The sequence below is a fragment of the Streptomyces sp. NPDC014995 genome (assembly GCF_043080745.1).
In the GTDB taxonomy this organism is placed as follows: Bacteria; Actinomycetota; Actinomycetes; order Streptomycetales; family Streptomycetaceae; genus Streptomyces.
The window spans coordinates 103,728-129,317 of sequence record NZ_JBIBVX010000009.1; the positions used below are offsets into that span (position 1 = coordinate 103,728).

25 protein-coding genes and 1 tRNA gene are annotated in these 25,590 nt (G+C 70.8%); 15 read left to right on the forward strand and 11 right to left on the reverse strand.

What is annotated here, in order from left to right:
- Nucleotides 1–246: 246 nt before the first annotated feature.
- The 10 genes from ACF1A1_RS19425 (at nucleotide 247) to ACF1A1_RS19470 (ending at nucleotide 7,076) form a co-directional block, all read left to right on the forward strand.
- Nucleotides 247–585, forward strand: a complete 339-nt coding sequence (locus tag ACF1A1_RS19425; protein ID WP_392001279.1) for a hypothetical protein — start codon at nucleotides 247–249, stop codon at nucleotides 583–585.
- Nucleotides 586–962: 377 nt separating this feature from the next.
- Nucleotides 963–2,228 (forward strand): helix-turn-helix domain-containing protein, encoded by a 1,266-nt coding sequence (locus ACF1A1_RS19430; RefSeq protein WP_392001280.1) that lies wholly within the window; start codon nucleotides 963–965, stop codon nucleotides 2,226–2,228.
- A gap of 178 nt (nucleotides 2,229–2,406) precedes the next feature.
- Entirely contained in the window at nucleotides 2,407–3,009 is a 603-nt protein-coding gene (gene orn / locus ACF1A1_RS19435; RefSeq protein WP_189941427.1) for an oligoribonuclease, read from the forward strand.
- Nucleotides 3,010–3,084: 75 nt separating this feature from the next.
- Nucleotides 3,085–3,157: transfer RNA gene (locus ACF1A1_RS19440), tRNA-His, on the forward strand.
- A gap of 125 nt (nucleotides 3,158–3,282) precedes the next feature.
- Nucleotides 3,283–3,564 (forward strand): hypothetical protein, encoded by a 282-nt coding sequence (locus tag ACF1A1_RS19445; RefSeq protein WP_392001282.1) that lies wholly within the window; start codon nucleotides 3,283–3,285, stop codon nucleotides 3,562–3,564.
- Nucleotides 3,565–3,806: 242 nt separating this feature from the next.
- On the forward strand, nucleotides 3,807–4,448 hold the full coding sequence (locus ACF1A1_RS19450) for a hypothetical protein (RefSeq protein WP_392001283.1): 642 nt from the start codon (nucleotides 3,807–3,809) through the stop codon (nucleotides 4,446–4,448).
- 564 nt (nucleotides 4,449–5,012) lie between these two features.
- A complete protein-coding gene (locus ACF1A1_RS19455; RefSeq protein ID WP_392001285.1) occupies nucleotides 5,013–5,216 on the forward strand; it encodes a hypothetical protein in 204 nt (67 codons plus the stop codon).
- Nucleotides 5,217–5,218: 2 nt separating this feature from the next.
- A complete protein-coding gene (locus tag ACF1A1_RS19460) occupies nucleotides 5,219–5,755 on the forward strand; it encodes a DUF6879 family protein (protein ID WP_392001287.1) in 537 nt (178 codons plus the stop codon).
- Nucleotides 5,752–6,594 carry a helix-turn-helix domain-containing protein gene (locus tag ACF1A1_RS19465; protein WP_392001288.1) on the forward strand — a complete coding sequence of 281 codons (843 nt, stop codon included), beginning with the start codon at nucleotides 5,752–5,754 and terminating at the stop codon, nucleotides 6,592–6,594. Before ACF1A1_RS19460 ends, ACF1A1_RS19465 begins: the two co-directional genes overlap by 4 nt.
- An 86-nt stretch (nucleotides 6,595–6,680) precedes the next feature.
- Complete coding sequence (locus ACF1A1_RS19470) at nucleotides 6,681–7,076, forward strand: hypothetical protein (protein ID WP_392001290.1); 396 nt, start codon at nucleotides 6,681–6,683, stop codon at nucleotides 7,074–7,076.
- Between the two features lie 288 nt (nucleotides 7,077–7,364).
- Here the strand turns inward: ACF1A1_RS19470 and ACF1A1_RS19475 are convergent, their stop codons facing one another.
- A complete protein-coding gene (locus tag ACF1A1_RS19475) occupies nucleotides 7,365–8,420 on the reverse strand; it encodes a LacI family DNA-binding transcriptional regulator (RefSeq protein WP_392001291.1) in 1,056 nt (351 codons plus the stop codon).
- Nucleotides 8,421–8,779: 359 nt separating this feature from the next.
- Here ACF1A1_RS19475 and ACF1A1_RS19480 point away from each other — a divergent pair, with 359 nt between their 5' ends.
- The 4 genes from ACF1A1_RS19480 (at nucleotide 8,780) to ACF1A1_RS19495 (ending at nucleotide 13,676) form a co-directional block, all read left to right on the forward strand.
- A complete protein-coding gene (locus ACF1A1_RS19480) occupies nucleotides 8,780–10,144 on the forward strand; it encodes an ABC transporter substrate-binding protein (protein WP_392001293.1) in 1,365 nt (454 codons plus the stop codon).
- Between the two features lie 5 nt (nucleotides 10,145–10,149).
- Complete coding sequence (locus ACF1A1_RS19485) at nucleotides 10,150–11,160, forward strand: carbohydrate ABC transporter permease (protein ID WP_392001591.1); 1,011 nt, start codon at nucleotides 10,150–10,152, stop codon at nucleotides 11,158–11,160.
- Between the two features lie 11 nt (nucleotides 11,161–11,171).
- Complete coding sequence (locus tag ACF1A1_RS19490) at nucleotides 11,172–12,080, forward strand: carbohydrate ABC transporter permease (RefSeq protein ID WP_392001294.1); 909 nt, start codon at nucleotides 11,172–11,174, stop codon at nucleotides 12,078–12,080.
- Between the two features lie 159 nt (nucleotides 12,081–12,239).
- Nucleotides 12,240–13,676: a GH1 family beta-glucosidase gene (locus ACF1A1_RS19495; RefSeq protein ID WP_392001296.1), complete on the forward strand. Its 1,437-nt coding sequence runs from the start codon at nucleotides 12,240–12,242 to the stop codon at nucleotides 13,674–13,676.
- Between the two features lie 154 nt (nucleotides 13,677–13,830).
- On the opposite strand, the gene ACF1A1_RS19500 is transcribed toward ACF1A1_RS19495, so the two are convergent.
- The 9 genes from ACF1A1_RS19500 to ACF1A1_RS19540 form a co-directional block, all read right to left on the reverse strand.
- Entirely contained in the window at nucleotides 13,831–14,925 is a 1,095-nt protein-coding gene (locus ACF1A1_RS19500) for a hypothetical protein (RefSeq protein WP_392001298.1), read from the reverse strand.
- Between the two features lie 83 nt (nucleotides 14,926–15,008).
- A complete protein-coding gene (locus tag ACF1A1_RS19505; protein WP_392001300.1) occupies nucleotides 15,009–15,164 on the reverse strand; it encodes a Beta-galactosidase C-terminal domain in 156 nt (51 codons plus the stop codon).
- A 70-nt stretch (nucleotides 15,165–15,234) separates the two neighbouring features.
- Nucleotides 15,235–16,560 (reverse strand): glycoside hydrolase family 36 protein, encoded by a 1,326-nt coding sequence (locus ACF1A1_RS19510; RefSeq protein ID WP_392001593.1) that lies wholly within the window; start codon nucleotides 16,558–16,560, stop codon nucleotides 15,235–15,237.
- A gap of 28 nt (nucleotides 16,561–16,588) precedes the next feature.
- Nucleotides 16,589–17,476: a carbohydrate ABC transporter permease gene (locus ACF1A1_RS19515; RefSeq protein ID WP_392001302.1), complete on the reverse strand. Its 888-nt coding sequence runs from the start codon at nucleotides 17,474–17,476 to the stop codon at nucleotides 16,589–16,591.
- Entirely contained in the window at nucleotides 17,473–18,456 is a 984-nt protein-coding gene (locus ACF1A1_RS19520) for a carbohydrate ABC transporter permease (RefSeq protein WP_392001304.1), read from the reverse strand. The genes ACF1A1_RS19515 and ACF1A1_RS19520 overlap by 4 nt, the downstream gene beginning before the upstream one ends.
- A 25-nt stretch (nucleotides 18,457–18,481) precedes the next feature.
- Complete coding sequence (locus tag ACF1A1_RS19525) at nucleotides 18,482–19,795, reverse strand: ABC transporter substrate-binding protein (RefSeq protein WP_392001305.1); 1,314 nt, start codon at nucleotides 19,793–19,795, stop codon at nucleotides 18,482–18,484.
- 256 nt (nucleotides 19,796–20,051) lie between these two features.
- Nucleotides 20,052–21,530: a cellulose binding domain-containing protein gene (locus ACF1A1_RS19530; protein ID WP_392001307.1), complete on the reverse strand. Its 1,479-nt coding sequence runs from the start codon at nucleotides 21,528–21,530 to the stop codon at nucleotides 20,052–20,054.
- A 111-nt stretch (nucleotides 21,531–21,641) separates the two neighbouring features.
- Nucleotides 21,642–23,069: a sensor histidine kinase gene (locus tag ACF1A1_RS19535; RefSeq protein ID WP_392001309.1), complete on the reverse strand. Its 1,428-nt coding sequence runs from the start codon at nucleotides 23,067–23,069 to the stop codon at nucleotides 21,642–21,644.
- Nucleotides 23,066–23,860, reverse strand: coding sequence for a response regulator transcription factor (locus ACF1A1_RS19540; RefSeq protein WP_392001311.1), 795 nt, complete (start codon nucleotides 23,858–23,860; stop codon nucleotides 23,066–23,068). Before ACF1A1_RS19540 ends, ACF1A1_RS19535 begins: the two co-directional genes overlap by 4 nt.
- 122 nt (nucleotides 23,861–23,982) lie before the next feature.
- Here ACF1A1_RS19540 and ACF1A1_RS19545 point away from each other — a divergent pair, with 122 nt between their 5' ends.
- Complete coding sequence (locus ACF1A1_RS19545; protein ID WP_392001312.1) at nucleotides 23,983–24,519, forward strand: hypothetical protein; 537 nt, start codon at nucleotides 23,983–23,985, stop codon at nucleotides 24,517–24,519.
- Between the two features lie 10 nt (nucleotides 24,520–24,529).
- Here ACF1A1_RS19545 and ACF1A1_RS19550 read toward each other — a convergent pair whose 3' ends face one another.
- Nucleotides 24,530–25,402, reverse strand: coding sequence for a spermidine synthase (locus ACF1A1_RS19550; RefSeq protein WP_392001313.1), 873 nt, complete (start codon nucleotides 25,400–25,402; stop codon nucleotides 24,530–24,532).
- Nucleotides 25,403–25,590: the final 188 nt, after the last annotated feature.

The following is a 25,590-nucleotide window of genomic DNA, read 5'->3' on the forward strand; positions in this document are numbered from 1 at the left end:
CCGGGAATCATCTTCCCGGCCCCATACCCCCAAGGGTACGGCGGCACGCCTCGCCGGCCCAGATCCCGCGCGTGGTCCGTGGGGGTTCCAGGGAGCATGCACGAGGGGGCGCCCGTAACGCAATGGTTGCTGCCCCGTACAGGCGGTTTGCACGGGATTCCCCGTCCCGGGCCCGCCGGGTGAGTGACCGGCCGGTCGACCAGGCGTTGATACCCGTGAACCACCACCCAGGGAGGAGCCCGCCCCATGCCCTCGTCCCGCCCGAACCCCGAGGCCCACGCCGGCGACGACAGGACCACCGACCTGATCCGCTGGGCGGTCTTCAGCTGTGTCCTGGTCCCGGTGGTCCTCCTCTGGTACGGCACCTCCCTGGCCGGCACCGCCGGCACCGCCCTCGGCCTCGCCGCCGTCACGGCCGTCTGCCGGCTGCTGCTGCGCCGGTCCGAGCGGTACGCGGCCCGGCCGCCCGCCGACGAGCCCTGCCCGCACGTGCCGCACGCGCCCCACCGCGGACGCCATCAGCGCACCGGAACGGGGTCGCACCGTGGCGGTCGTCACAGCGGCGGAAGCACACCGGTCGGCTGACCGGTTTTCACGCACGCGACCGTAGCTTTTCAGCCAACTTCCGGATCCTGCGCATCCCTTGCCGTAACCACCCCCCACCCCCCGTTCGACCTGCACGGAAAGGGTCTCAGGGGTACTGCGCACCCTACGGAGATTGGCCACCGCGACAAGGCGCACTTCCCTGCACGACCCACGAGTGCAACGCTTCGTGATCGAATGCTTCACGCCAAGTTGCCATGTCGACAATGCGCCGGGTGCTGAACTGGCCACTCCGGCATCACGCGACACAGTAGATTCGATCTTGACTGTCTACGGCGGGGGACTCGTGCAGGACCGAGGGGAAACGTGCAGGAGCGACACAACCGAGGAGCCGCGACCACCGAGGGGGGCTTAGCAGGATGAGCCACGACTCCACTGCCGCGCCGGAAGCCGCGGCCCGGAAACTGTCCGGGCGACGTCGCAAGGAGATCGTCGCGGTGCTGCTGTTCAGCGGCGGCCCCATTTTCGAGAGTTCCATTCCGCTGTCGGTGTTCGGGATTGACCGCCAGGACGCCGGCGTGCCGCGCTACCGCCTGTTGGTGTGCGCCGGCGAGGACGGCCCGCTGCGGACCACAGGGGGCCTGGAACTCACCGCACCACACGGCCTGGAGGCGATCTCCCGGGCGGGCACCGTCGTCGTGCCGGCCTGGCGTTCGATCACCTCCCCACCACCGGCGGAGGCGCTCGACGCACTGCGCCGGGCCCATGAGGAGGGCGCCCGCATCGTGGGCCTGTGCACCGGCGCGTTCGTGCTGGCGGCGGCGGGCCTGCTGGACGGCCGTCCGGCCACCACGCACTGGATGTACGCGCCGACGCTGGCCAAGCGCTATCCGTCGGTCCATGTGGATCCCAGGGAGCTGTTCGTCGACGACGGCGACGTGCTGACGTCGGCGGGTACGGCGGCCGGAATCGATCTCTGTCTCCACATCGTGCGGACGGACCACGGCAACGAGGCGGCGGGCGCGCTCGCCCGGCGCCTGGTCGTCCCGCCGCGCCGGTCGGGCGGGCAGGAGCGCTACCTGGACCGGTCTTTACCGGAGGAGATCGGCGCCGACCCGCTCGCCGAGGTCGTCGCCTGGGCGCTGGAGCACCTCCACGAGCAGTTCGACGTGGAGACGCTGGCGGCCCGCGCGTACATGAGCCGGCGGACGTTCGACCGGCGTTTCCGCTCGCTCACCGGCAGCGCGCCGCTGCAGTGGCTGATCACTCAGCGGGTGCTCCAGGCCCAGCGGCTGCTGGAGACGTCGGACTACTCCGTCGACGAGGTCGCCGGCCGCTGCGGCTTCCGCTCGCCGGTGGCCCTGCGCGGTCACTTCCGGCGCCAGCTGGGCTCGTCGCCGGCCGCGTACCGGGCGGCGTACCGGGCCCGCCGGCCGCAGGGCGAACGCCCGCCGACCGACACCGAACCGTCCGCACCGGTCGCGGCGGCCTCGGCGCAGATGGGGCCGGCGCTGCACCCGGAGACCGGCGTGCCACCGCAGCTGCGGCGCACGGCGGGGGCCGGTGCGGGAACGATGGGCTCGACCGCCTCCGCGTCGTCCGCGTCCGCCATGTCGTCGGATCACGCGCGCGACGCGTACGCCGGGTCGCGGGCGGGACTGCCGGGGCCACGTAGCGGGATGTGAGCGTACGGGGCGGCGGGGGCGGAGATCATCCCCGCCCCTGCCGCCCCGCACTTCGGCGACTGCCGGCCCGGCCCGTCTCTTCCGGCACCGCAGAACCCCACACAGGACACGGCACCCTCAAGAACACCTCACCGCACACCCGGCTCAGCAAGCGGCAGCTCACCGTAGGGTTGGACGCATGAACGATCGCATGGTGTGGATCGACTGCGAGATGACCGGCCTCTCGCTGTCCGACGACGCGCTCATCGAGGTTGCCGCCCTCGTCACCGACTCCGAGCTGAACGTGCTCGGCGAGGGTGTGGACATCGTCATCCGGCCGCCGGACTCGGCGCTGGAGACGATGCCGGAGGTGGTGCGTCAGATGCACACCGCGTCCGGACTGCTGGACGAACTCGCGGGCGGCACGACGCTGGCCGACGCCGAGGAGCAGGTGCTCGCGTATGTACGGGAGCACGTGAAGGAGCCCGGCAAGGCGCCCCTGTGCGGGAACTCCGTCGGCACCGACCGCGGCTTCCTGCTGCGCGACATGCCGACGCTGGAGGACTACCTCCACTACCGGATCGTCGACGTCTCCAGCATCAAGGAGCTCGCCCGGCGCTGGTACCCGCGGGCGTACTTCAACAGCCCCGAGAAGAACGGCAACCACCGCGCCCTCGCCGACATCCGCGAGTCCATCGCCGAACTGCGCTACTACCGCGAGGCCATCTTCGTACCGCAGCCGGGCCCCGACTCCGACACCGCGAAGACGATCGCCGCGAAGCACGTCCTGCCCGCCCAGTAAAGGCGTGCGCGAGCACCCCTTCGGACCCTGTACACTTTTTCTCGGCCGGTCGGGGAAACCCGCACCGCCGACATGGTGGGTGTAGCTCAGCTGGTAGAGCACCTGGTTGTGGTCCAGGATGCCGCGGGTTCGAGTCCCGTCACTCACCCTGAATGATCAAGGGCTGACCCGTGTAAACGGGTCAGCCCTTGGTGTTTCTCGCCGTCATGCAACACGACGGGAACTGATCATGAGATCGGCCGTCTGTCTGCCCTGCCTGGCGCGCATCGTTGAATGACCGAAGAAGAACGGCGCCATCACCTTCCAGGAAATTGGCGCCAGGGCGGTCGGTGGCAGAACGAGAAGTTCGGCGGCGAGTACCCCGCCGAGGGGCGCGTCCAGGCCGAGTCGTTCCAGAAACCGGTCGAGCGCACGGCATCCAGTGGCCGCGCGGGTAGGCGCCCCGGACTGGGGCTCATCCAGACGCCGGCCATCTCCGGCGACGTGCCCCTCGTCGACTACGTGACCCGGTACGTCGAGCGCCTGAACGGCGTCGACGAGCGGACCAAGGAATGACTACCTGACGGACGGACAACCATCCACAAAAGGGACGGGAGTACTCGTGAGGCTCCAGTCGTCCCACTCCGTGGCCGACACTCCCTGACCCCCCTGGATGGCCGCCCGGCGCGGCCCCGAAGTCCTCCTGCAGCGGAGTCCGCGTTCATCACATCGGGTGAAGTTTCCCGTTTCGACGCAACCACACAGCTCCTTTTCAAGTCGCACACCTGCAAGACACAAACGATCCCTCGGGGGGACACGTGAGCCAGCAGCACCCGCAGCCCCAGCCGAACCAGCCCCACCCGCAGCAGCCGGGATGGGGCGGCCCCCAGACCCCGCCCGGCTACGGGCACCCGCCGTTCCAGCCGCTGCCGCCGAAGAAGTCCAATACCGGCAAGATCATCGGATTCGGATGCCTCGGCGTCGTCGCCCTGTTAGTCGTGATCGGCGCCATCGGCGTGGCCGTCGGTGGAAGCAGCAGCAACGAGTCCAGCGGTTCCAGCGACGTCACGCCTGCGGCCTCCGCTCCCAAGGACGACAGGAACGCCGCCGCTGGTGAGCCCAGCGACAAGGCCAAGACCGGCGAGGCCAAGGACGACGAGGCGAAGGTCGTCACCTTCAAAGTGTGGGGCACCGCCCCTGCCGGCGCTCTGGGCCCGCTCGACATCACCTACGGCTCGGACAGTGACACCCGCAAGGGCACCTTCAAGAACGGCAAGTTCGAGGCCACCTTGCCCCTGGGCGACGACGCGCTGTTCTACAACGTGATGGCCCAGCTCCAGGGCTCGGGGGACATCCAGTGCTCGGTCACGGTCGACGGCCACACCGAGAAGGCCCACGCGTCCGGCGGGTACAACATCTGCCACGCCCAGGCCAACGCCGGACTGCTCGGCTGGGACTGACGTAGCCCGTAGTCGCACTCGGCACGATCATGACGCGTCCTGGCCCCACGTCCGGCGTGTCCGGACACACCAGCCACGCGAGGCCCCTGTCCCCCGAGCGCTCACCCGAGCCGGCCGGGGCTTCGTCGTGCCAGACACCCGCTGCCCGGCGACGGGACCGGAGAGGTCCACCGTGGGAGGTCCCGGACGGGACGCTCACGATGCGCGCGGCGCCCGGGCAGCGGGCCCAACCGTCACAGTCCCGTCTCTCCCCGCCGATGAAGGGAGCACGGGATGGAACCGCTGGCGCGGTGGCTCCGCGAGCAGATCGACGAGGACGAGCGGATCGCGATCCTCAAGGTCGATCTGTGCGAAAACCTCCAGGGCCCTACGGGCGGAAGAGGGTCTTTGTCATGCCCGGGCGCCCAGTCCGACGCCGGTCGGCGTCCTCTCTCGCGGAATCGGGCGCTGTTGCGTGCAACGGGCCACCCGACTCGAGACACGCGCAATCTCGCGCAATCCTTCAGCGTGCCCGCAGCATTCGCAGCATCCTGGGTTCTCCAACCAGCGTAGATGGAGGGCCGGATGACGCTCAGGTTCCTCGGCACCACGTCCGAACACGGCAACTGCCCCACCCTGTACGAGGTCGTTGAGACGGGAGACATCGTCGTTCAGGGCGACCAGCTCACCGACCCCGAGCACCTCGCCCAACTGCGCGACGTTGGCGAACACGAGACGTTCGTCGTCATCCCGCGCGAGTTGCTGACCCGCTTCGCCCCCAAGGAGTGACCGTGCCCCCGCTGATCCCCTTCGAGGAGATCACCCACCTCTTCACGGAGTTCGAGCACACCGCCTTCCGGTTGGAGACTCGCCGCGGCTACGCCTCCGACCGGCAGGGCGCCCGCTTCCGGGCGTTCATGAGCGGCATCGCGCCGCTGCCCGAACCAGACCACCCCTGGAACGTCAACGTGCGCGCTAAGACGGAACAGGGCGCACGGTTCTCCCGCGTGCGCATCATCGACGAGCCCCCGACGGACGGCCAGCGGTTCCTCATGGCGACCGCGGCCGGGAACGTCGCCGCGGGTGAGGACATTCGTGTCCTGTCCCGCTCCGAGGCCGTACGGCTGGGCCTGCCAGACTTCGACCTGTGGCTGTTCGACTCGCACGTCCTGGTCCGCATGCACATCGACGACACCGACACCACGATCGGAGTCGAGGTGATCGACGACCGGGCCGAGGTACTCGCCGCCTGCCGTGCCAGGGATGCCGCCTGGCGCGTCGCAGTCCCTACTGCTGAGGTCTGGGCACAGGTACGTTCGTCCGTGTGAGCACGGACTTCCAGAGCGCCAGGGTCGCCCTCGGCGCGCGACTGCGCGAGCTGCGCGCCGAGGCCGGCCTCAACGGCAAGGACATGGCCGAGCGACTCGGCTGGCAGCGCTCGAAGGTCTCCAGGCTGGAGACCGGCAAGCAGACCGCAACAGCCGCGGACCTCACCGCGTGGGCACAGGCCGCCGACGCCCCGGCCGAAGCCGCCGACCTCCAGAGCCGACTGCGAGGCCTGGAGTCACACCAGCGTTCCTGGCGCCGCCAGCTGGCCTCTGGTCACCGGGCCGTACAGGACCGCTATGTCGCCGAGTACCGCCACACCACCACTCTGCGCGGCTACGAGGCCACCGTCATCCCTGGACTGTTCCAGACCCCGGACTACGCCCGGCACTTGCTCATCCGCAACGCCGAGCTGATGCAGTCCCCGCGCGACACCGACGAGGCCGTGAACGCCCGCATGAAACGCCAAGACGTCCTGTACGAGGCCGACAAGGCCTTCCGTGTCCTTATCTGGGAGGGCGCCCTGCACGTCCTCGTGTGCCCACCCGACGTCATGGCCGGACAGCTTGACCGACTGGTCGGGCTCATCGGTATGAGCACCGTGTCGCTCGGCATCGTGCCGCTCGGTGCCCGGCTGAAGATCACCCCCAAGCACGGCTTCTGGATCTTCAATGAGGACCGCGTCATCGTCGAGACCGTCAACACCGAGTTCACGCTCGAAGCCGCCGACGACGTAGCCCTGTACGCACGGGTCTGGGACCACCTCGACGAAGGCGCCGCCTACGGCCCGCAGGCACGCCGACTCATCGGCCGCGCACGGGCCTCTCTGGGCTACGCCTGAGCAATCCGCCGCAACCGCCCCAGCGGGTCCGCAATCACGCGCAACCGCCGAGCGGGCGCACACTCCCGCTGCCTACGGTCCTGGTCATGGAGACCACCACACCTTCGTCTGACGACACTCCGCGGACACGGCTCGGTGCCCGGCTCGTTCGCGCCGCGACATCCGACCGCGACCGCATCGCCGCCCGGGCCCTCGCCGAGGAGCGCACCGTGCTGGCAGTGCATCAGGTGGCGTCGGCGCTCCTCGTGGTGCAGGGCGGCCGTACCGTGCTCCGTTGGGAAGGGCTGATGGGGAAGCTGTACACACTGCCTCTCGATCCGGGGCAGCGTGCCTTCCTGGGGCTGGTGATGTCGATGGTGGGCATCGGCTCCGTCACCATCGCTGCCGTGGCCGAGCTCGACACGGAGCGGCTGCGCATCATCACCCAGGCAATCCTCCGGCTGGCGGGCGACGACAGCATCGCGATCGCCACCCGTCTCTGAGACCTCGGTGCCGACGGTGCAGACAGCCGCCCTCACCGGGAGAGCGGCCGCCCTGCACCCCCGTTGCGGGGGCGGCCGTTACAGCTCGAGGTCGAACCTCACCCCCCATGCCCGGGATCCGAGCAATACGCAGGAGGTGGACAGCCTGCGTTCCGGGTCGGTCACCGTACGAGATCAGTGAGGTGTGCGCCTGGGCGCTGACGCCGGTGCCGGGCCTGGCGGAGTCGGACGCTCAGCCACCTCCCGGACTCACCGCAGCCCACGACAGCACCGGCCCTGAACGGACCCCTACGACGAAGCCCGCCCCACCAGCTCCGTCGCCAGGACCACCTGGCGGCGCTCCAGTCCCCGGGAGACCGCCGGGCGGCGGTCCGCTATCTCCGTGAGGAGGAGGTCCAGCATTCTGCGGCCCATCTCCTCGATGGGCTGGCGGACGCTGGTCAGGGGCGGGTCCATGTGGCGGGCGATGGCGGAGTCGTCGTAGCCGATCAGTGCCACGTCCTCCGGGATGCGGCGGCCCGCCTCGCGCAGGGCCTGGCGGGCGCCGGCCGCCATGACGTCGGAGCCGGCGAAGACCGCGTCGAGGGAGGGGGTGCGGGCGAGCAGGTCGGTCATCGCGCGGTGGCCGCCCTCCTCGGTGAAGTCGCCCGGCTCGATGAGGCCCTCGTCCGCCTCGTACCCCGCGTCGCGCAGGGCGTCGCGGTAGCCGTCGACGCGGCGCTGGGCGCCGTAGACGTCGAGGCGGCCGGTGATGTGGGCGATGCGGCGGCGGCCCCGGGCCAGCAGGTGCTCGACGGCGGAGCGGGCGCCGCCGTAGTTGTCGGAGTCGACGGAGGGGAGCGTCTCCGCGGCGGAGCGGGGGCCGCTGATCACGGCCGGGATCTCCAGCTGGGCGATGAGGTCCGGCAGGGGGTCGTCCGCGTGGACCGAGACCAGCAGGACGCCGTCCACCCGGTGCGCCGCCAGGTACTGGGCCAGCCGTCGCCGTTCGCGGTCACTGCCCGCGAAGATCAGGAGCAACTGCATCTCGGTCTCGGAGAGTTCGGCGCCGACGCCGCGCAGCATGTCCGAGAAGTACGGCTCCGCGAAGAAGCGGGTCTCCGGCTCGGGGACGACGAGGGCGATGGCGTCCGTGCGGTTGGCGGCGAGGGCGCGGGCGGCGGTGTTGGGGACGTAGCCGAGCTCGGCGACCGCGGCCTCGACGGCGGCGCGGGTCGCGTCGCTGACCCGGGGCGACCCGTTGATCACCCGGGAGACCGTGCCCCGGCCCACACCGGCGCGTGCGGCCACCTCTTCGAGGGTCGGCCGGCCACCGCTCCGGCCCCGCGCTCCGTGGCTTGCCATGGGCTCCGCCTTCCCGCCGTCGTCATCACGCTGGCCTGGAATCTAACAGTCCCGTCCGTTCGCACGACCGCGCACCGGAGGTCACGGGAGCGCGCACCGCGGACCGGCACCCCCGGCCGAAAGCACCGCTCCCGGAGTTAGCTAACAGCCGGATAACTGAACGCATCCCTCCGCGCCCCCACTCTTGACACCCCCGCCCGAACCGACGACTCTTCAACACATCACTTGTGGGAGCGCTCCCACGGTACCTGACACATACACATCCCGCACGTTCCCCGCCCGAGCCGCAGCGAGAAACTAACGGGCCCAACCATGCAGTTGGCCGGGGGGTCGGCACGTCAGGGCAACAGGAGGACGCAATGCGAGCACGTACCCTCCCCCACTCTCGGCTGCGCTCGAGCGGGGGGACCCCCATCGCCCGCAAGGCGCTGGTCCTCGCGGCCGTCGCGACGCTGGGCGCGGGGCTGCTGGCCGGCTGTGCCGACGACGGCGGCGACGACGGCTCCGAGGGGTCGTCGTCCGGCGACGGCAAGGGCAAGACCACGATCACGCTGGGGCTCTTCGGCACGATGGGCTTCAAGGAGGCCGGCCTCTACGCCGAGTACGAGAAGCTCAACCCGAACATCAAGATCGCCGAGAACGTCACCGAGCGGAACGAGAACTACTACCCCGCGCTCGTCAACCACCTCACGACCAACAGCGGTCTGCAGGACATCCAGGCCGTCGAAGTCGGCAACATCGCCGAGATCGTCGCCACCCAGTCCGCCAAGCTCCAGGACCTGTCCAAGGTTTCGGGCGTGAACAAGAGCGCCTGGCTGGACTGGAAGTGGGCGCAGGCCACGACCAAGGACGGCAAGACGATCGGTTTCGGCACGGACGTCGGTCCGATGGCCATCTGCTACCGCAAGGACCTCTTCGAGGCGGCCGGTCTGCCCGCCGACCGCACGGAGGTCGGCAAGCTGTGGGCGGGCGACTGGAACAAGTTCGTCTCCGTGGGCGAGCAGTACAAGGCGAAGGCGCCCAAGGGCACCACGTTCATGGACTCCCCCGGCGGCCTGATCAACGCCATCCTCAGCAGTGAGAAGGAGAAGTTCTACGACGCCTCCGGCGAGGTCATCTACAAGACGAACCCCGCCGTCAAGAACGCCTTCGACCTGACCGCGAAGGCCGCCGAGGAGGGCCTGGTCGGTGCGCAGACCCAGTTCCAGCCGGCCTGGGACACCACCATCGCCAACAGCAAGTTCGCCGCGATGGCCTGCCCGCCGTGGATGCTCGGCTACATCAAGGGCAAGTCGAAGCCGGAAGCGGCCGGCAAGTGGGACGTCGCCGTGGCGCCCAAGTCCGGCAACTGGGGTGGCTCCTTCCTGACCGTGCCCTCCAGCGGCAAGAACGTGAAGGAGGCGGAGAAGCTGGCCGCCTGGCTGACCGCGCCCGCGCAGCAGGCCAAGCTGTTCAAGGTGCAGGGCTCCTTCCCGAGCGCGCCGAGCACGTACACGATGGCCGAGGTCACCGGCGCCAAGAACGAGATGACGGGTGACGCCCCGATCGGCACGATCTTCGCCGAGGCCGCGAAGGCCAGCCCGGTCCAGGTGATCGGCCCGAAGGACCAGATCATCCAGCAGGGTCTGACCGACAACGGCGTCATCCTCGTGACGAAGGGCAAGTCGGCGGAGGAGGCCTGGAAGACGGCGACGAAGACCATCGACAACAACCTGGACAAGTGACCCGTATGGCCACCCGCCACGACACCGCCGCGCCCCCCGTCAAGGAGGGGGGCGCGGCCCCGGGCCGCCCGCCCGCCGTCCCCACGGATGCGGAGCAGCGGCGCCGGGCCCGGCTCTCCCGGCGCTGGCAGCGCGACATCCGCTGGAGCCCGTACGCCTTCGTCTCGCCGTTCTTCCTGCTGTTCCTCGCCTTCGGCCTGTTCCCGCTGGTCTACACGGGCTGGGCGTCGCTGCACCAGGTGGAGATGACCGCGCCCACCGACATGAATTGGGTGGGGCTGCGCAACTACACCCGGATCTTCGACGACGACTTCTTCTGGAACGCGGCGAAGAACACGCTCACGATCGGGATCATCTCGACCGTGCCGCAGCTGCTGATGGCGATGGGGCTCGCCCACATCCTCAACTACAAGCTGCGCGCCTCGACCTTCTACCGGGTCGCGATGCTCGCCCCCTACGCGACGTCGATCGCGGCCGCCTCGCTCGTCTTCGTGCTGCTCTTCGGGCGCGACTACGGCATGATCAACTGGGTGCTGGACATGGCCGGGGTCGACCCGGTCGACTGGCAGAACGACAAGTGGCCGTCGCAGATCGCGGTGTCCACGATCATCATCTGGCGGTGGACCGGCTACAACGCGCTGATCTACCTGGCGGCGATGCAGGCGATCCCGCAGGACCTGTACGAGTCGGCGGCGCTGGACGGTGCCAGCCGCTGGCAGCAGTTCTTCCACGTGACGCTGCCGTCGCTGCGGCCGACGATCCTGTTCACGGTGGTCGTCTCGACGATCGGCGCGAGCCAGGTGTTCGGCGAGCCGCTGCTGTTCGACGCGAACAAGGGCGCCTCGGGCGGTGCGGAGCACCAGTTCCAGACGCTGGGCCTGTACCTGTACGAGCAGGGCTGGGTGAACCAGCACCTGGGCCGGGCCTCCGCGATCGCCTGGACGATGTTCCTGATCCTGATCGTGATCGGCATCGTCAACTACGTCATCTCGCGCCGGCTGCGCGCCAGTAGTTAAGGAGTACGGCCGTGACGACGACCCTGACGAAACCCGAGCCGCGGGATGCCGTTCCCACGGCCCGCCGGGTACGCCGCCCGAAGTCGGCGCGGGCCGGCGGCCAGATGCACGCCGGGCCGATCGCGTACGTGATCCTCGCCCTGTTCACCGTCGGCTCGCTGTTCCCGCTGGTGTGGACGGCGATCGCCGCGTCCCGCGACAACAACCGGCTGGCGCAGACGCCGCCGCCGTTCTGGTTCGGCTCGAACCTCTTCCACAACCTGGACGTGGCCTGGAACGACGCCAACCTGGGCAAGGCGTTCGTCAACACGACGATCGTGGCGGGGACTTCGGCGCTGACCATCGTCTTCCTGTCGACGATCGCCGGGTTCGCCTTCGCCAAGCTGCGGTTCAGGGGCCGGGGCGCGATGATGCTGATCGTGATCGGCACGATGATGGTGCCGCCGCAGCTGAGCGTGATCCCGCTGTACATGATGGTCGCCAAGCTGGAGTGGACCGACCAGCTCCAGGCGGTGATCCTGCCGTCGCTGGTGAGCGCCTTCGGTGTGTTCTTCATGCGGCAGTACCTGATCCAGGCGCTGCCGGACGAGATCATCGAGGCGGCCCGGGTGGACGGCGCGAGCAGTTGGCGCGTGGTGTGGCACGTGGTGTTCCCCGCGGCGCGCCCCGCGATGGCGGTGCTCGGCATGCTGATGTTCGTCCAGACCTGGAACGACTTCCTGTGGCCGTTCCTGGTGCTGAGCCAGACCGGCAACCCGACCGTGCAGGTGGCGGTCGCGGGCCTCGGCCGCGGGTACACGCCCGACCAGTCCCTGATCATGGCGGGCGCGCTGCTGGGCACGCTGCCGCTGCTGCTGGTCTTCGCGATCTTCGGCAAGCAGATCGTGGGCGGCATCATGCAGGGCGCGGTGAAGGGCTGACGCCCCATGCCGTACGGGGCTGACGCCCCGCGATCCCAGCGACATCGTTCTCGGGGGCCGGGTCACCGCCGCCTCGGCCCCTTTCGCACCCCCCGCATCTCTTCCCCCCATCCTTCGTCGGTCTCGATGACCTCGACGACCACCCATGGGAGCGCTTCCATGACTGAGTCCGCACAGCTGGTGAACCCGGTGACCTTTCCTCCCGCCTTCCTCTGGGGCGCCGCGACGTCCGCGTACCAGATCGAGGGGGCGGTGCGGGAGGACGGCCGCACCCCGTCGATCTGGGACACCTTCAGCCATACGCCGGGCAAGACCGCCGGCGGCGAGACCGGTGACATCGCTGTCGACCACTACCACCGCTACCGCGAGGACGTGGCGCTGATGGCGGAGCTGGGCCTGTCGGCGTACCGCTTCTCCATCTCCTGGTCTCGGGTCCAGCCGACCGGGCGCGGCCCGGCGGTCCAGGTGGGTCTGGACTTCTACCGCCGTCTGGTCGACGAGCTGCTGTCCAAGGGCATCAAGCCGGCCGTCACCCTCTACCACTGGGACCTGCCGCAGGAGTTGGAGGACGCGGGCGGCTGGCCGGAGCGCGACACGGCGTACCGGTTCGCCGAGTACGCGCAGATCGTCGGGGAGGCGCTCGGCGACCGCGTGGAGCACTGGATCACGCTCAACGAGCCGTGGTGCAGCGCGTTCCTGGGGTACGCGTCCGGCGTGCACGCGCCCGGCCGTACGGACCCGGCGGCGTCGCTGAGGGCGGCGCACCACCTGAACCTGGCGCACGGTCTGGGCACGTCCGCCCTGCGGTCGGTGATGCCGGCCCGCAACTCGGTGGCGATCAGCCTCAACTCCTCGGTGGTCCGGCCGCTGTCGCAGACGCCCGGGGACCTGGTGGCGGCCCGGAAGATCGACGACCTGGCCAACGGCGTCTTCCACGGCCCGCTGCTGCGGGGCGCGTACCCGGAGACCCTGCTGACGGCGACGTCGTCGCTGACGGACTGGTCGTACGTCCTCGACGGCGACCTGCGCGCGATCAACCAGCCGTTGGACGCGCTGGGCCTGAACTACTACACGCCCACCCTGGTCTCCGCGGCGGACGCCGACCCGAAGGGTCCGCGGGCCGACGGGCACGGCGCCAGCAACCACTCCCCCTGGCCGGGCGCGGACGACGTCGCGTTCCACCAGACGCCGGGTGAGCGCACCGAGATGGGCTGGACGATCGACCCGACGGGCCTGCACGAGCTGATCATGCGTTACACGAAGGAGGCGCCGGGCCTGCCGCTGTACATCACGGAGAACGGCGCGGCCTACGACGACAAGCCCGACTCCGACGGCCGCGTCCACGACCCCGAGCGGATCGCCTACCTGCACGGCCACCTCAGGGCGGTGCGCCGCGCCATCGCGGAGGGCGCCGACGTCCGCGGCTACTTCCTGTGGTCGCTGCTGGACAACTTCGAGTGGGCGTACGGCTACGAGAAGCGGTTCGGCGCGGTCTACGTGGACTACGCGACGCTGGCCCGCACCCCCAAGTCGAGCGCCCTGTGGTACGGCCAGGCGGCGCGGACGGGCTCCCTGCCGGCGCTCGAGATCGCCTGATCACCCGACCGACCGGCCCGGGGAAGCGGGGAGGGGCGCGGCACGTCGTGGGGGCGTGCCGCGCCCTGGTGTCGCGGGGCGGCCGGCGCCGCGGACGGCCGGGCCCGCACCGCCTCCGGGTGACACACGGTCGTGCCCGCGGCCGGCCGGCGAGTCACCGCAGGACGGTCACGGTCACCACGACGGCGACCACGGCCACCGCGACGGCGGCCCATGCCAGGGCGACGAGGCGGCGCCTGCTGAAGCGGCGGATGACCTCGATGTCGCCGGAGAGGGCGGGGAAGGCGTAGTAGACGTGGTGCGGGTCGGCGGAGGCCTGGACCCGGGCGAGCGGGAGGTAGCGGAGGCGGACCCGGCGGCGGACCTCCCGTTCCTTGACGGCCAGGAGGGGCGTGACCTGTTTGAGGTGGGCGTCCTCCAGGAAGTCCGGGAGTTCGCCGGTGGCGCTGGTCAGTTCGGCCGTGCGCCACTGCCCGGTCTTCAGCCTGCTGAAGCGCGGGTAGACGGGCTCCAGCCGGTCGAGGTCGGGGGTGTGGGTGATGACGCCCTCGGTCCAGACGGTGAGGCGTCCGGTGCCGTCGCACCCCCGGTGCGTGACGCGTTTGGCGCCCTTGCACGTGTCGCAGGGGGCGAGCCCTTTCCCCTTGCACGTCGGGCACCGCCACTTCCACTCGCCGGAGCATTTCGGGCAGGCCACGTCCGCGCCGTCGCAGCGTCTGCACCTGGCGGCCCGCGCCGGCGCGCCCTCGCGGCGGGGCCGGGTCGCCGTCCGGGCCCGCCGCGTGCGCGGTGTGCCGGTGCCGTCGCACTCCCAGCACGCGTCGGGGCCGCCCCGGCAGACCTCGCACTCGACCCAGGCGGGGCAGTCGGTCCCGCCGCGCCCCTCGCACGTGTCGCAGTCCTTCCTGCCGCCGACGCACCCCTCGCACGCCACCTCGTCGAGCGAGCCCTCCCGTACGAGCCTGACCACCTGGGGGCGCGAGGGGTCGGCGGGCGGTTCGACGGGGTACGCGTCGAGGTCGGTGTAGGACGGACGGTCGGCGATGTCCTTGTTCCTGCCGCGGGGCCCCTTGGCCTGCTGCGGCCGCTCCTTCCGCCGCTCGATGGAGCGGTGGACCTGGCACTCCAGCACCGACCGCCACGCCAGGGACGCCGCACCGGGCACGGAGAGGCGGGTGGTGATCCTGTGGCGGGCCAGGTACCGCTCGACGGCCTGCAACACCTCTTCGTCGGACGGTTCCTCGGCCAACGCCGCTCCCTCGTCAACGCGTGACACCTGCGGGAAGAGCAGGGTAAGAGGCCCTCAACCCAGCGGCAAGAGGGCCTCGTTCCCTACGCCCGGCGTGGCTGCCGGACGACCGCGACCCCGCCCGGCGGGACGGTGACCGTGCCGTCCGACAGCGGCCTTCCGGTGAGGAGTTCGGTCCCGTCGCAGGCGACCCGCACCCGCGCTCCCGCTCCCCCGTGGTCGATGTGTCCTCGGCCCACACCTCCTCGGGTCACTGCTCGGGGTTGTAGTCGCCGCCGTGGGCGATGCCGGGGACGCCCGGCTCGCGGCTCATCGGGCGGCTCCCGACAGCAGGCGGCGGGTCGTCTCCACGCCCCACCGGTCCAGGGAGAGCAGGCGGTCGCTGGAGGCCATCAGGCCGCCCGTCGCCTCGACGTGCGCCGCCCAGCGCTCGCGGGTCTCCACCGCCGGGCGGGCCATCAGACAGTCGGGGTCGTTGATCCACAGGCGGCCGTGCTGCCACTGGCGGCCCACGCCGGTGAACTCGGCGCTGTCCTGGCCGGGCTGGCTGTGGTCGTCGGCCTCGGGGCGGCGGTGCGGGGCCGTGTCGGGGCTGACCCGCATCGCGTCGAACAGGCCGATGGAGGGCAGCAGGGGCGCGCCGCAGCCCAGCAGGTAGGCGTCCGCGCCGATCGCCTCGCGGATCAGACCGATGCCGGCGCGGTACGCCGTCAGCGCGTCCACCGACGCGTGGCGTACGCCGTCCAGGGCGCCCGCGTACAGGAAGTCGGCCTTGAAGTAGTCGTAGCCCTCGGCGCGCAGGGTGCGGAAGACGTCCGTCAGGTACGCCGCCGCCTCCGGGTGGGTGGTGTCCAGGACGTTCAGGTCGTGGCCCCAGTTGCGGCCGGCGTGCGCGAAGCCGCCGCCGGGGTCGCGGACCAGCCAGTCCGGGTGCTCGGCGGCCAGGTCGCTCGCCGGGTCGACCAGGAAGGGGGCCGTCCAGATGCCCGCCCGGCGGCCCCGGGCGCGGATGGCGTCGGCGATGTCGGCGCGGGAGCGGAAGCGGCCCGAGAGGGTGAGCCAGTCGCCGAGCGCCTTCTGGTAGCCGTCGTCGATCTGGACGACGTCGATGGGCAGGTCGAGGGTGTCCATCGCGCGGAGGTTCTCGTGGATGTCGTCCTCGGTGACGGCGGTGAAGTACTCGTACCAGGAGCACCAGACGGTGGGTGCCGGGCGGGGATCGTCGAGGCCGAGGCTGTCGGCCCAGTCGGCGAGGGCGCCCTGGATGCCGCCGGGGCCCAGGTAGGAGTAGAAGTCCACCTTGCCGTCGGCGCTGATCTCCGCGCGGTCGTCGCGCACCTCCAGCCGGATGGAGGGGACGGAACTCAGCGGATCGACCGCCGCGCACACGACGACCGGCCCGTCCTCGCCCTTGGGAGCCACTGCCAGCAGCCCCTCCCCCTGGAAGGTCCCGGCCGGCACGGTGACACCCGGCCGGTAGCAGACGGTCGCCCAGTTGTCGTTGGCCGGGCGGTACGGGCGGGCGCCGAGGGGGTAGGCGCCGCTGGGGCTCCAGGACTGCCAGCCCTCCTCGTGGACGAGGGCGTTGCGGACGTCCACGGGGACGGAGGCGACCGGGGTGAAGGGGTGGTGCACGGGGGTCTCTTTCACGGAAAAAGGGGTGTCAGCCCTTGTTGGCGCCGAGGGTGAGGCCGCTGACGAACTGCCGCTGGAGCACGAAGTACACGATCAGCGTGGGGATCGCGGTGAGCAGGGCGCCGGCGGCGACCAGGTTGGGGTCGGTGAAGTACTGGCCGGAGAGGTTGTTCAGGGCCGAGGTGATCGGCATGTTCTCGCCGGTGGAGATCAACACGATCGCCCAGAAGAAGTCGTTGTAGATCCAGATGGACAGCAGCGTCGCCAGGGCCGCCATCGCGGGCTTGCACAGCGGCAGCACGATCTGCCAGTACAGGCGCCACACCGAGGCGCCGTCGACGAGCGCGGCCTCGGTCAGCTCGTGCGGCAGGGAGCGCATGTAGTTGCTGAGCACGAAGGCGCAGAAGCCGGACTGGAACGCCACGTGGATGAGGACCAGGCCGAGCGCGGAGTCGTACAGCTTGCCGCTCATGGTGATGCCGGGCAGGTCGATCAGCAGGTACAGCCGGTACAGCGGCGTGATGATGACCTGCTGCGGGAGCAGGTTGCCCGCGGTGAACACCAGCAGCAGCGCCAGGTTGAGGCGGAAGTCGAAGCGGCTGACGTAGAAGGCGACCATCGAGGACAGGAACAGCGTCAGCAGCACCGCCGGGATCGCCACCAGCAGCGTGTTCCCGAAGTAGTGCAGCATGTCCGACTGCTGGAAGGCGTTGATGAAGTTGTCGAGGCTCAGCTTGTCGGGCCAGGACACGTAGCCCTTGGTGCTGGTCTCGGCGTACGGCCGCATCGCCGCGTACATCGCCCACAGCAGCGGGCCGAGCCAGGCCAGCGCCGTCACGGCGAGGAAGGTGTGGAGCAGGATCCGGGCGGGGCGGACGGGGGTGCGCTGTTTCCCGAGCGCGCTCACGGTGCTCATGCGCGCCGCTCCTTCCGGAAGGTCGCGATCAGGTACGGGATGATCACGGCGAGCGAGATGACGAGCAGGACGACGGCGATGGCGGAGCCGTATCCGATCCGGCTGGACTCGCCGATGATGTTGTTGGTGACCAGGATCGACAGCAGCTCGGTGCCCTCGGCGCCCTTGTTGAAGACGAAGACCAGGTCGAAGGCGCGCAGGGCCTCGATGATCGTGACGACCAGGACGACCGTGTTGGTCGGGCGCAGCGTCGGGAAGACGACGCTTTTGAACGTCTGCCACTCGTTGGCGCCGTCCAGTGCGGAGGCCTCGCGCAGGGCCGGGTCGACGCTCTTGAGACCGGCCAGGTAGAGGATCATCATGTAGCCGGTGTGCCGCCAGGAGGCGGCGACGAGGATCGCCCAGAGGTTGAGGTCCGGGTCGCCGATCCAGTCGATGTAGTGGCCGGGCTCGTTGGCCCCGACGATGCTGTTGATCAGGCCGGTGTCGGGGTTGTAGACGAGCTGCCAGACGAAGCCGATGACGGCCATCGACACCACGACCGGGAGGAAGAAGGCCGTCTGGTAGACCCGGCTGAAGCGGATGTTCTTGTCGAGCTGCACGGCCAGGAACAGACCGAGCGGCGTGGGGATCAGGATCAGGACGACGAACCAGACGACGTTGTGCTCGACGGCCGGCCAGAACTGCGGGTTGGTGGTGAACAGCTCCTTGAAGTTGTCCAGGCCGACCCACTGGATCGAGTCGAAGCCGATGCCGTTCCAGGTGGTGAAGGCCAGCGCGATCGAGGCGAGCGCCGTCAGCCACACGAGGGCCACGTGCAGGATCGTCGGCAGCCCGGCCATCAGGCCGAGCGTGAGCCGGTCACGGCGGGTCAGCAGGCGCCGGTGGCCCTGCGCAGCCCGCCGCTTCTTCGCGGATGCGGCGCCCGGAGGCGGCACGGCGGCCGCCTCACGGGACTTCACGGGGGATTCGGTGGTCATACCGCTGTCGCTCATGGATCCCCGCTCAGGAGGACGCGAAGATCGTCTTCTTCTGGCGCTCGATCGACGCCAGCAGACTGTCGACACCCTTGGGGTCACGGATGAACTTCTGCAGGGCGGGCTGCATCACCGTGGAGGTGAAGTCGGGCCGGCTGTCACGGTCCATGAACTGGGTGAGGTGCTTGGCGCCGCTGATCATCTCGTACGCCTTCTTCTGCAGCGGCGTGTACGAGGAGGTGTCGGCCTTGGAGGAGGCGGCGACGACGCTCGGGTCGGCCTTGAGGTAGATCGCCTCGGCCTCCGGGGTGCCCAGGTACTCCAGCAGTTGGAAGGCGCCGTCCTTGTTCTTCGGGGCCTTGGAGAGCATGAAGCCGTCGGTCGGCGCCTCGACGGTCTCCTGGCCGTACGCCGGGTCGATCTCCGGGAAGGCGAAGAAGTCCAGGTCGTCCGCGTCGGCCTGGTTGGTGAACTGCTGCGCCACGAAGGTGCCCAGCAGGTACATGCCGGCCTTCTTGGAGACGAGCGTCTGGGCGGCGTCCTGCCAGGTGCGGCCGACGGCGCCGTCCTGGTGGTAGGGGAGGATCTCGGCCCAGTGGTCGAAGGCCTTGCGCACCTTGGCGTCGGTCCAGGAGGCCTTGCCGGCCATCAGCTCGACGTGGAAGTCGTAGCCGTTGGTGCGGAAGTTGATCTGGTCGAACGTACCGAGCGCGGGCCAGGCGTCCTTGTCGCCGAACGCGATCGGGACGAGCTTGTCCTTCCGCATCTGCTTGCACAGGGCGACGAACTGGTCCCAGGTGGTGGGGACGGTGTAGCCGTACTGCTGGAAGACGCTCTTGCGGTAGAAGATCGCCCACGGGTACGTGTACAGCGGCACGAAGTAGTACTTGCCGTCCTCGCCCTTGCTGAGCGCCTTCATCGCGTCGGGGAAGTTGCCCCCGATCTTCTCCCACACGTCGTCGACGGCGGTGGCGAGGCCCTTGGCCGCGAAGAACTGCATGCGGTAGCCGGCGAACCAGTTGAACACGTCATCGGGCGTGCCCTGGAGGTAGGAGTTGATCTGCTCCTGGAACGTGTTGTGGTCCTTGGTGTTCACGTCGACCGTGATCCCGGACTGCTTCGTGAAGGCCGCGTAGATGTCGGCGAAGGCCTTCTTCGGCACCGCGTCGGACGCGTTGGAGCCGACGGTGACGGTCTTCGGGTCGGCGGCCGTGCCGCTTCCGCCACAGGCGCTCAGCAGGGGGACGCCGGCGCCGAGGACGGCGGCGCCGCCTATGCCGCGCAGCAGGGTGCGGCGGCTCGTGGCGAGGCGGGAGAGGCTGGAGGGGGAGAGGTCGCGCATGAACGGCTCCAGGGGAACAGGGTTCGGCCACGGAGGTCTGGCTGAAATCCGGTCGTAAACGACCAGAAATCAACTTGACCGAACACGGTGGCGCCATCACAGCCGCATGTCCTGTCATGCGTCAAGAGCAGTCGCCTTCATTTGTCGAAACGTGACCGACACGGCCTCGCCCGCTTCGCCGGTGCGAGCGAGGTCCGGGACAGATGTGACACGAGAGGCGATCAAGAGACCTTTCGGACGGCTGTCCGAGCGGGGATCACCGGAAAGCGGCGAACGCCTTCGAGAACGCGTTCGCGTCCTGAACGACGGAGCTGCACGTCGCGTCCGCCGAGGGCTTCGCGCCGCCCGGGCACTGCCTGTCGCGGGTCGCGGACCACATCGACAGCCAGCCCAGCCCCTTGGCCTTCGCGAACGCGACCAGCTGGGTGGCGTCCTCGACCGCGAAGATCTCGGACGGGACGTCGTTCACACCGATCATCGGCGTGACGGCCACGGTCTTCCAGGCGGCGGAGTCGCTCAGCCCGAGGACGCTCTTGACCTGCGCCTGGGTGGCGGTGGCCGCCTGCTCGGCATAGGTGCCCATGTCGCCGCTGTACGCCGGGCCGTAGTCCATCGCCATGATGTTGACCGTGGCGATCCGCACGCCGTTGGCCCTGGCGTCGGCCAGCAGGTTCACGCCGTCCTGGGTCAGGCCCTCCGGCATCACCGGGAGCGTGAAGGAGACGTCCAGGGCCGGGTGCCGCTGCTGGAGCTTCGCTATGGCCTGGGCACGCCGGGTGTTCGCCGCCGTGTTCAGCAGCGCGCCGCCCTCGACGTCGAAGTCGACCTTGGTGAGGTCGTACGCGTCCACGACCTTGGCGTACGCCGCCGCCAGCGCGTCGGCCGACGAGCAGGCCGTGGCCAGCTCGGCGCCGGCCGCGCCGCCGAACGAGACCCGGACGTCACCGCCCCGGGCACGCAGGGCCCCGATCTGCGCGGCCACCGCGTCGCTCGCGAGGTCGGTGACCCCGCCCCACTTGGGCGTGCAGCCGCCGCCGTCGGTGACGAAGGCGAGGTTGTAGTCCTTCACCCCGGTCGCGGTCGCACTCGCGAGGAGGTCGAAGGCGGGGTGGAGGGAGGTGTCGACGTAGGGCGCGAAGGCGGCCGGGGCGGGGGTGCCGGTGCTCGGCGAGGCGGGGGTGGTCGGGCTCGCGCTCTGGGAAGGGGTCGCCGTCGAGGGCGCGCTCGCAGTGGCGGGCGGGGCGGTGGGCGGGGTGGAGGGCGGGGTCGTGGTCTGTGTCGGGCGGCCGCTCGGCTCGGGCGTCGCGCCGTCGTCCACCGAGCACTTGACGCCGTCGACGCGGCAACCGGCCGGATCACCCGCGCCGTTGACGACGAAGCCGACGGTGACCGACTCGCCGGGGGCGAGACCGTCGGTGTCCCACTTCGGGGGCGTCACCGTGATGTGCTGCCCGCTCACCCTCGACTCGGCGTTCCAGAGGGAGCCGAGCCCGGCCCCGGCCGGCAGGTCGAACTCCAGCGTCCAGTCTCCCTTCGCCCGCCCGCTGGTGTTCGTGACGACGTACTGGGCGGTGTAGCCGGTCGACCAGTCACTGGTCCTCGTGTAGGCGGCGCCCACACCGGCGGCCTGCGCGGTGCCGGTGAGCAGGACGGCTCCACCGCCGGCCACGGCCGCGGCGACCACGCCGCCGATCGCCTTGTTCCTGCCACTGATCCTGCGCCGGTGCGTGCTCATGGCGTGCCTGCCTTCGCTGTTCACGGGGGGTGGGGGTGCGGCAGCACGCTAGCGAGCGGGAAACGGACAAACTGCCTGATCGGGGCAGGGGTTGGCGATCTTAGGGCGCGCTTAAGGGCGGGATCGGGGCCGGTTAAAGAGAGAGACCGGCCGGCCCGGCCGACGCCTGCGCACCGTCCCCCGGTGCCCCCTGCGCACCGGCCCTCGCCCGTCCCGCCCGGCCCCTCCGGCCCGTCCGTCGACCTGGATCCATATCCGCACCTCGGCCCCGCCCAGCACCGACGACCCGATCCGTACGTCCCCGCCGGTCGACTCGGCGAGCCGGCGCACGATGTCCAGGCCGAGCCCGGTCGACCCGGCGCTTCCGGAACCCCGGCCGCGGGCCATCGCCGCCTCGGGGTCGGATATGCCGGGGCCCGCGTCGGACACGAGCACGATCACCGCGTCCTCGCCGTTGTGCACGTCGACCGCGAAGGCCGTGCCCTCGGGGGTGTGCCGGAAGACGTTGCCGAGCAGGGCGTCCAGCGCGGCCGCCAGGTCGGCGCGGGCCACGGGTATGCGCACCGGGCGGTCGACGCCGGCCACCCGCACCTTGCGGCCCTCGTCCTCCGCGAGTGCCGACCAGAACGCCATCCGCTCCCGCACCACCTCGGCCGCGTCGCATCCGGCCCCCGGACCGGCCGCCGCGGTCTGCGGCTTGGCCTCGCGGGCCGTCCGGATGATGGTGTCGACCTCGCCCTCCAACTGGGCGACGGCGGCCCGGGTCTGCTCGGCGGCCGGGGAGTCGCCGAGGGAGGCCGCGTTGAGCCGCAGCACGGTCAGGGGCGTACGCAGCCGGTGCGAGAGGTCGGCGGCCAGCTCCCGCTCGTTCGCCAGGAGTTGGACGACCTGGTCGGCCATGGAGTTGAACGCGACCGCCGCGAGCCGCAGTTCGTTCGGCCCCTCCTCCGGCACGCGTGCTCCCAGCTTCCCCTCCCCCAGTTCGTGCGCGCCCTCGACCAGTCGCCGGGCGGGCCGCACCATCCGTACGCCCAGCCGGTCGGCGACGGCGACCGAACCGACGACGAGGGCGACGCCGACCGCGGCGAGCACCGCCCAGGCCGTGCCCACGCCGTTGCTGACCTCGGACTCGGGGACGTACACCTCGATCACCACGGTCCCGAAGCTGAGCGCGACGGGCTGGAGCAGGGCGGAACCGCCGGGCACCTCGGCAGTCGAGACGCGGCCCAGTTCGCGGACGGCGGCGATGTCGGTGGCGGTGGCGCGCTGCCGGCCGAGGTCCACGGCGGCCCGGCCGTCGCCCGCGGGGATGTGCACCGCCATCCCGTCGTCGGAGCCGGCGGAGGCGAGGACCCGTTCCACCTGGTCGCGGTCGGTGGTGATGGACAGTGCGGGAACGACGACCGCGGCTTCCCGCTCGGCGTTGGAGAAGGCACGGTCGCGGGCCATCTCCTTGACGACCAGCCCGAGCGGGACGGCGAAGGCGACCACGACCATCGTGGTGACCGCCAGACAGACCTTGACCAGTGCCCATCTCATCGCGGCGGCTCCCCTCCGGGAGGCACCGCGGTGTCCGGCCCGGCAGCGGGCGGCCCTGCTGCGGGCGGTTCTACGGCGGATGGCCCGGTGGCGGGTGGTTCCACGGCGGGCGGTTCCAGTTTCACGCCGACGCCCCGCAGGGTGTGCAGATAGCGCGGGCGGGCCGCCGTCTCACCCAGTTTGCGGCGCAGCCAGGACAGATGGACGTCGATGGTCTGGTCGTCGCCGTAGGACTGCTGCCAGACCTCGGCGAGCAACTCCCGGCGCGGGACGACGACACCGGGCCGGCCGGCGAGGAAGGCGAGCAGGTCGAACTCGCGTCGGGTGAGGTCGAGTCGGGCACCGTCCAGCTCGGCCTGACGGCGCAGCGGATCCACGGTGAGGCCGCCGACGCGCAGGACGGTCGACGGCGGGGCGCTCCCGGCGCCGGCGCGGGAGCGGCGCAGGACGGCCGCCATGCGCGCCGAGAGGTGCTCCACCGAGAAGGGCTTGGTCAGGTAGTCGTCCGCCCCGGCGTTCAACAGCCGGACGATCTCCGTCTCTTCGTCGCGGGCGGTGGCGATGATGACGGGCACGTCCGTGATGCCGCGCAGCATCTTCAGGGCCTCGGAGCCGTCCAGGTCTGGCAGTCCGAGGTCCAGGATGACCACGTCGAAGCGGAAATGGGCGACCTCGCGCAGCGCCTCCAGTGCCGTCCCGACGCTGCGCACGGTGTGTGAGGCGTCGGTCAGGTGCCGGATGAGCGCCGAGCGCACGAACTGGTCGTCCTCGACCACGAGCACACTTGCCATGCGCCGCACCGTACGCCATGCGGCCGAGGGTCATCCGGGCCTGTGGACAACGCGCCCCCTGTGGACAACCGGTGGGCCGTCCGTGCGACACCCGTGAGTCGCGTGGGGCAAGATGGCCCGCGATGCGCAGAGGACTCGTACACCTACTGGCCTGGGCGCTCGCCACGGGCGCGGCGGTCACGCTGTCGTGGTGGGGTGTCCACACGGTCATGACCGGCACGGTGTACGACCCGCCGCGCGCCCTGCCGCTGACGGCGGGGGACACGACCGCACAGGAGTCGAAGGCCCCGGCGCCGGCCATCGGCCGCCCCACTCCTTCCGCTCCTCCTCCTTCCGCGAGCCCGTCGGACGGCCCGTCCCCGGGGCCGGGCCGGACACCCCGCTCGCCCTCCCCCTCGGACTCGGATCCGGCGGCCTCCGCTCCCCCGGGCGCCTCCGGCCGGGTCAAGAGCTACGACACCGACGGCGGCCGGGTGGTCTTCGACCTCGGGAGGACCTCCGCGAGCCTGGTCTCGGCCACGCCGGGCGCGGGCTGGTCGATGCAGGTGTGGAAGACGGAGACGTGGATCCGGGTGGAGTTCTCCTCGGGCGCGGACCGGGTGTCGGTGTTCTGCACGTGGCACGACGGGCCGCCGCGGGTGGAGATCGGTACCTACTGAGACGGGCGGCCTACCGGAACACCGACGGCGGCGGGGCCGGTGACGCCACCGCGGAGGCGTCCACGACCGGTGCGGCGCCGCCGGTGAAGTCGGTGAGCGGTCCGCCGTGCTCGACCCGGCCGGGGTGCGGGTCGGAGGCGGCCCGGCGGGTCAGTTCGGCGACCGGCAGGGGCAGGTCGGAGGCGACGAGGACGGCGTTGCCGAACCGCTTGCCGCGCAGCACGGTCGGGTCGGCGACGAGGGCGAGTTCCGGGAAGCGGGCGGCGACGGTGGCGATCTGGCCGCGCAGGTGGGCCAGTGGCGGGCCGTCGGCGAGGTTGGCGGCGTAGAGCCCACCGGGACGGAGGGCGCGGCGGACCTCGTCGAGGAACTCGGTCGAGGTCAGGTGCGCGGGTGTGCGGGCCCCGCTGAACACGTCGGCGATGACGAGGTCGGCCCACCCGTCGGGCACCTTGACCAGCCCTTCACGGGCGTCGACGGACCGGACCCGGATCCGTGCGCCCGGGTCCAACGGCAGCTCCCGGCGGACCAGTTGGACGAGGCTCGCGTCCCGCTCGACGACCTGCTGGGTGGAGCGGGGACGGGTGGCGGCGACGTACCGGGCGAGGGTGAAGGCGCCGCCGCCGAGGTGGACGACGTGCAGGGGCTTGCCGGGCGGCGCGGCGAGGTCGATGACGTGCCCGAGGCGCCGTTGGTACTCGAAGGAGAGGAACGCCGGGTCGTCGAGGTCCACGTGCGACTGGGGCGCGCCGTCGATGAGCAGGGTCCAGGCCCGCGTCCGGTCCCGGTCGGGTATGAGCTGCGCGAGCCCGCCGTCGACGGTCTCGACGACGGTGGCGTCGGCGTCCCGCTCCCGCCGCCGGGTGTTCCTGGACTTTCCCATACGGGCATTTTCGCAGGCGGGAAACGCCCGTGCCGAGCGGCGACCACCCACCTCCCCGCTCGCGGCCCTCGACAGCCGTCCACCTCACCGATCACCATCCGCCACCGACCGCTCACCGCCCACCGGCACCCGGCACCCGGCACCCGGCACTGTCCGCCCCACTGCCCACTGCCCACTGCCCACTGCCC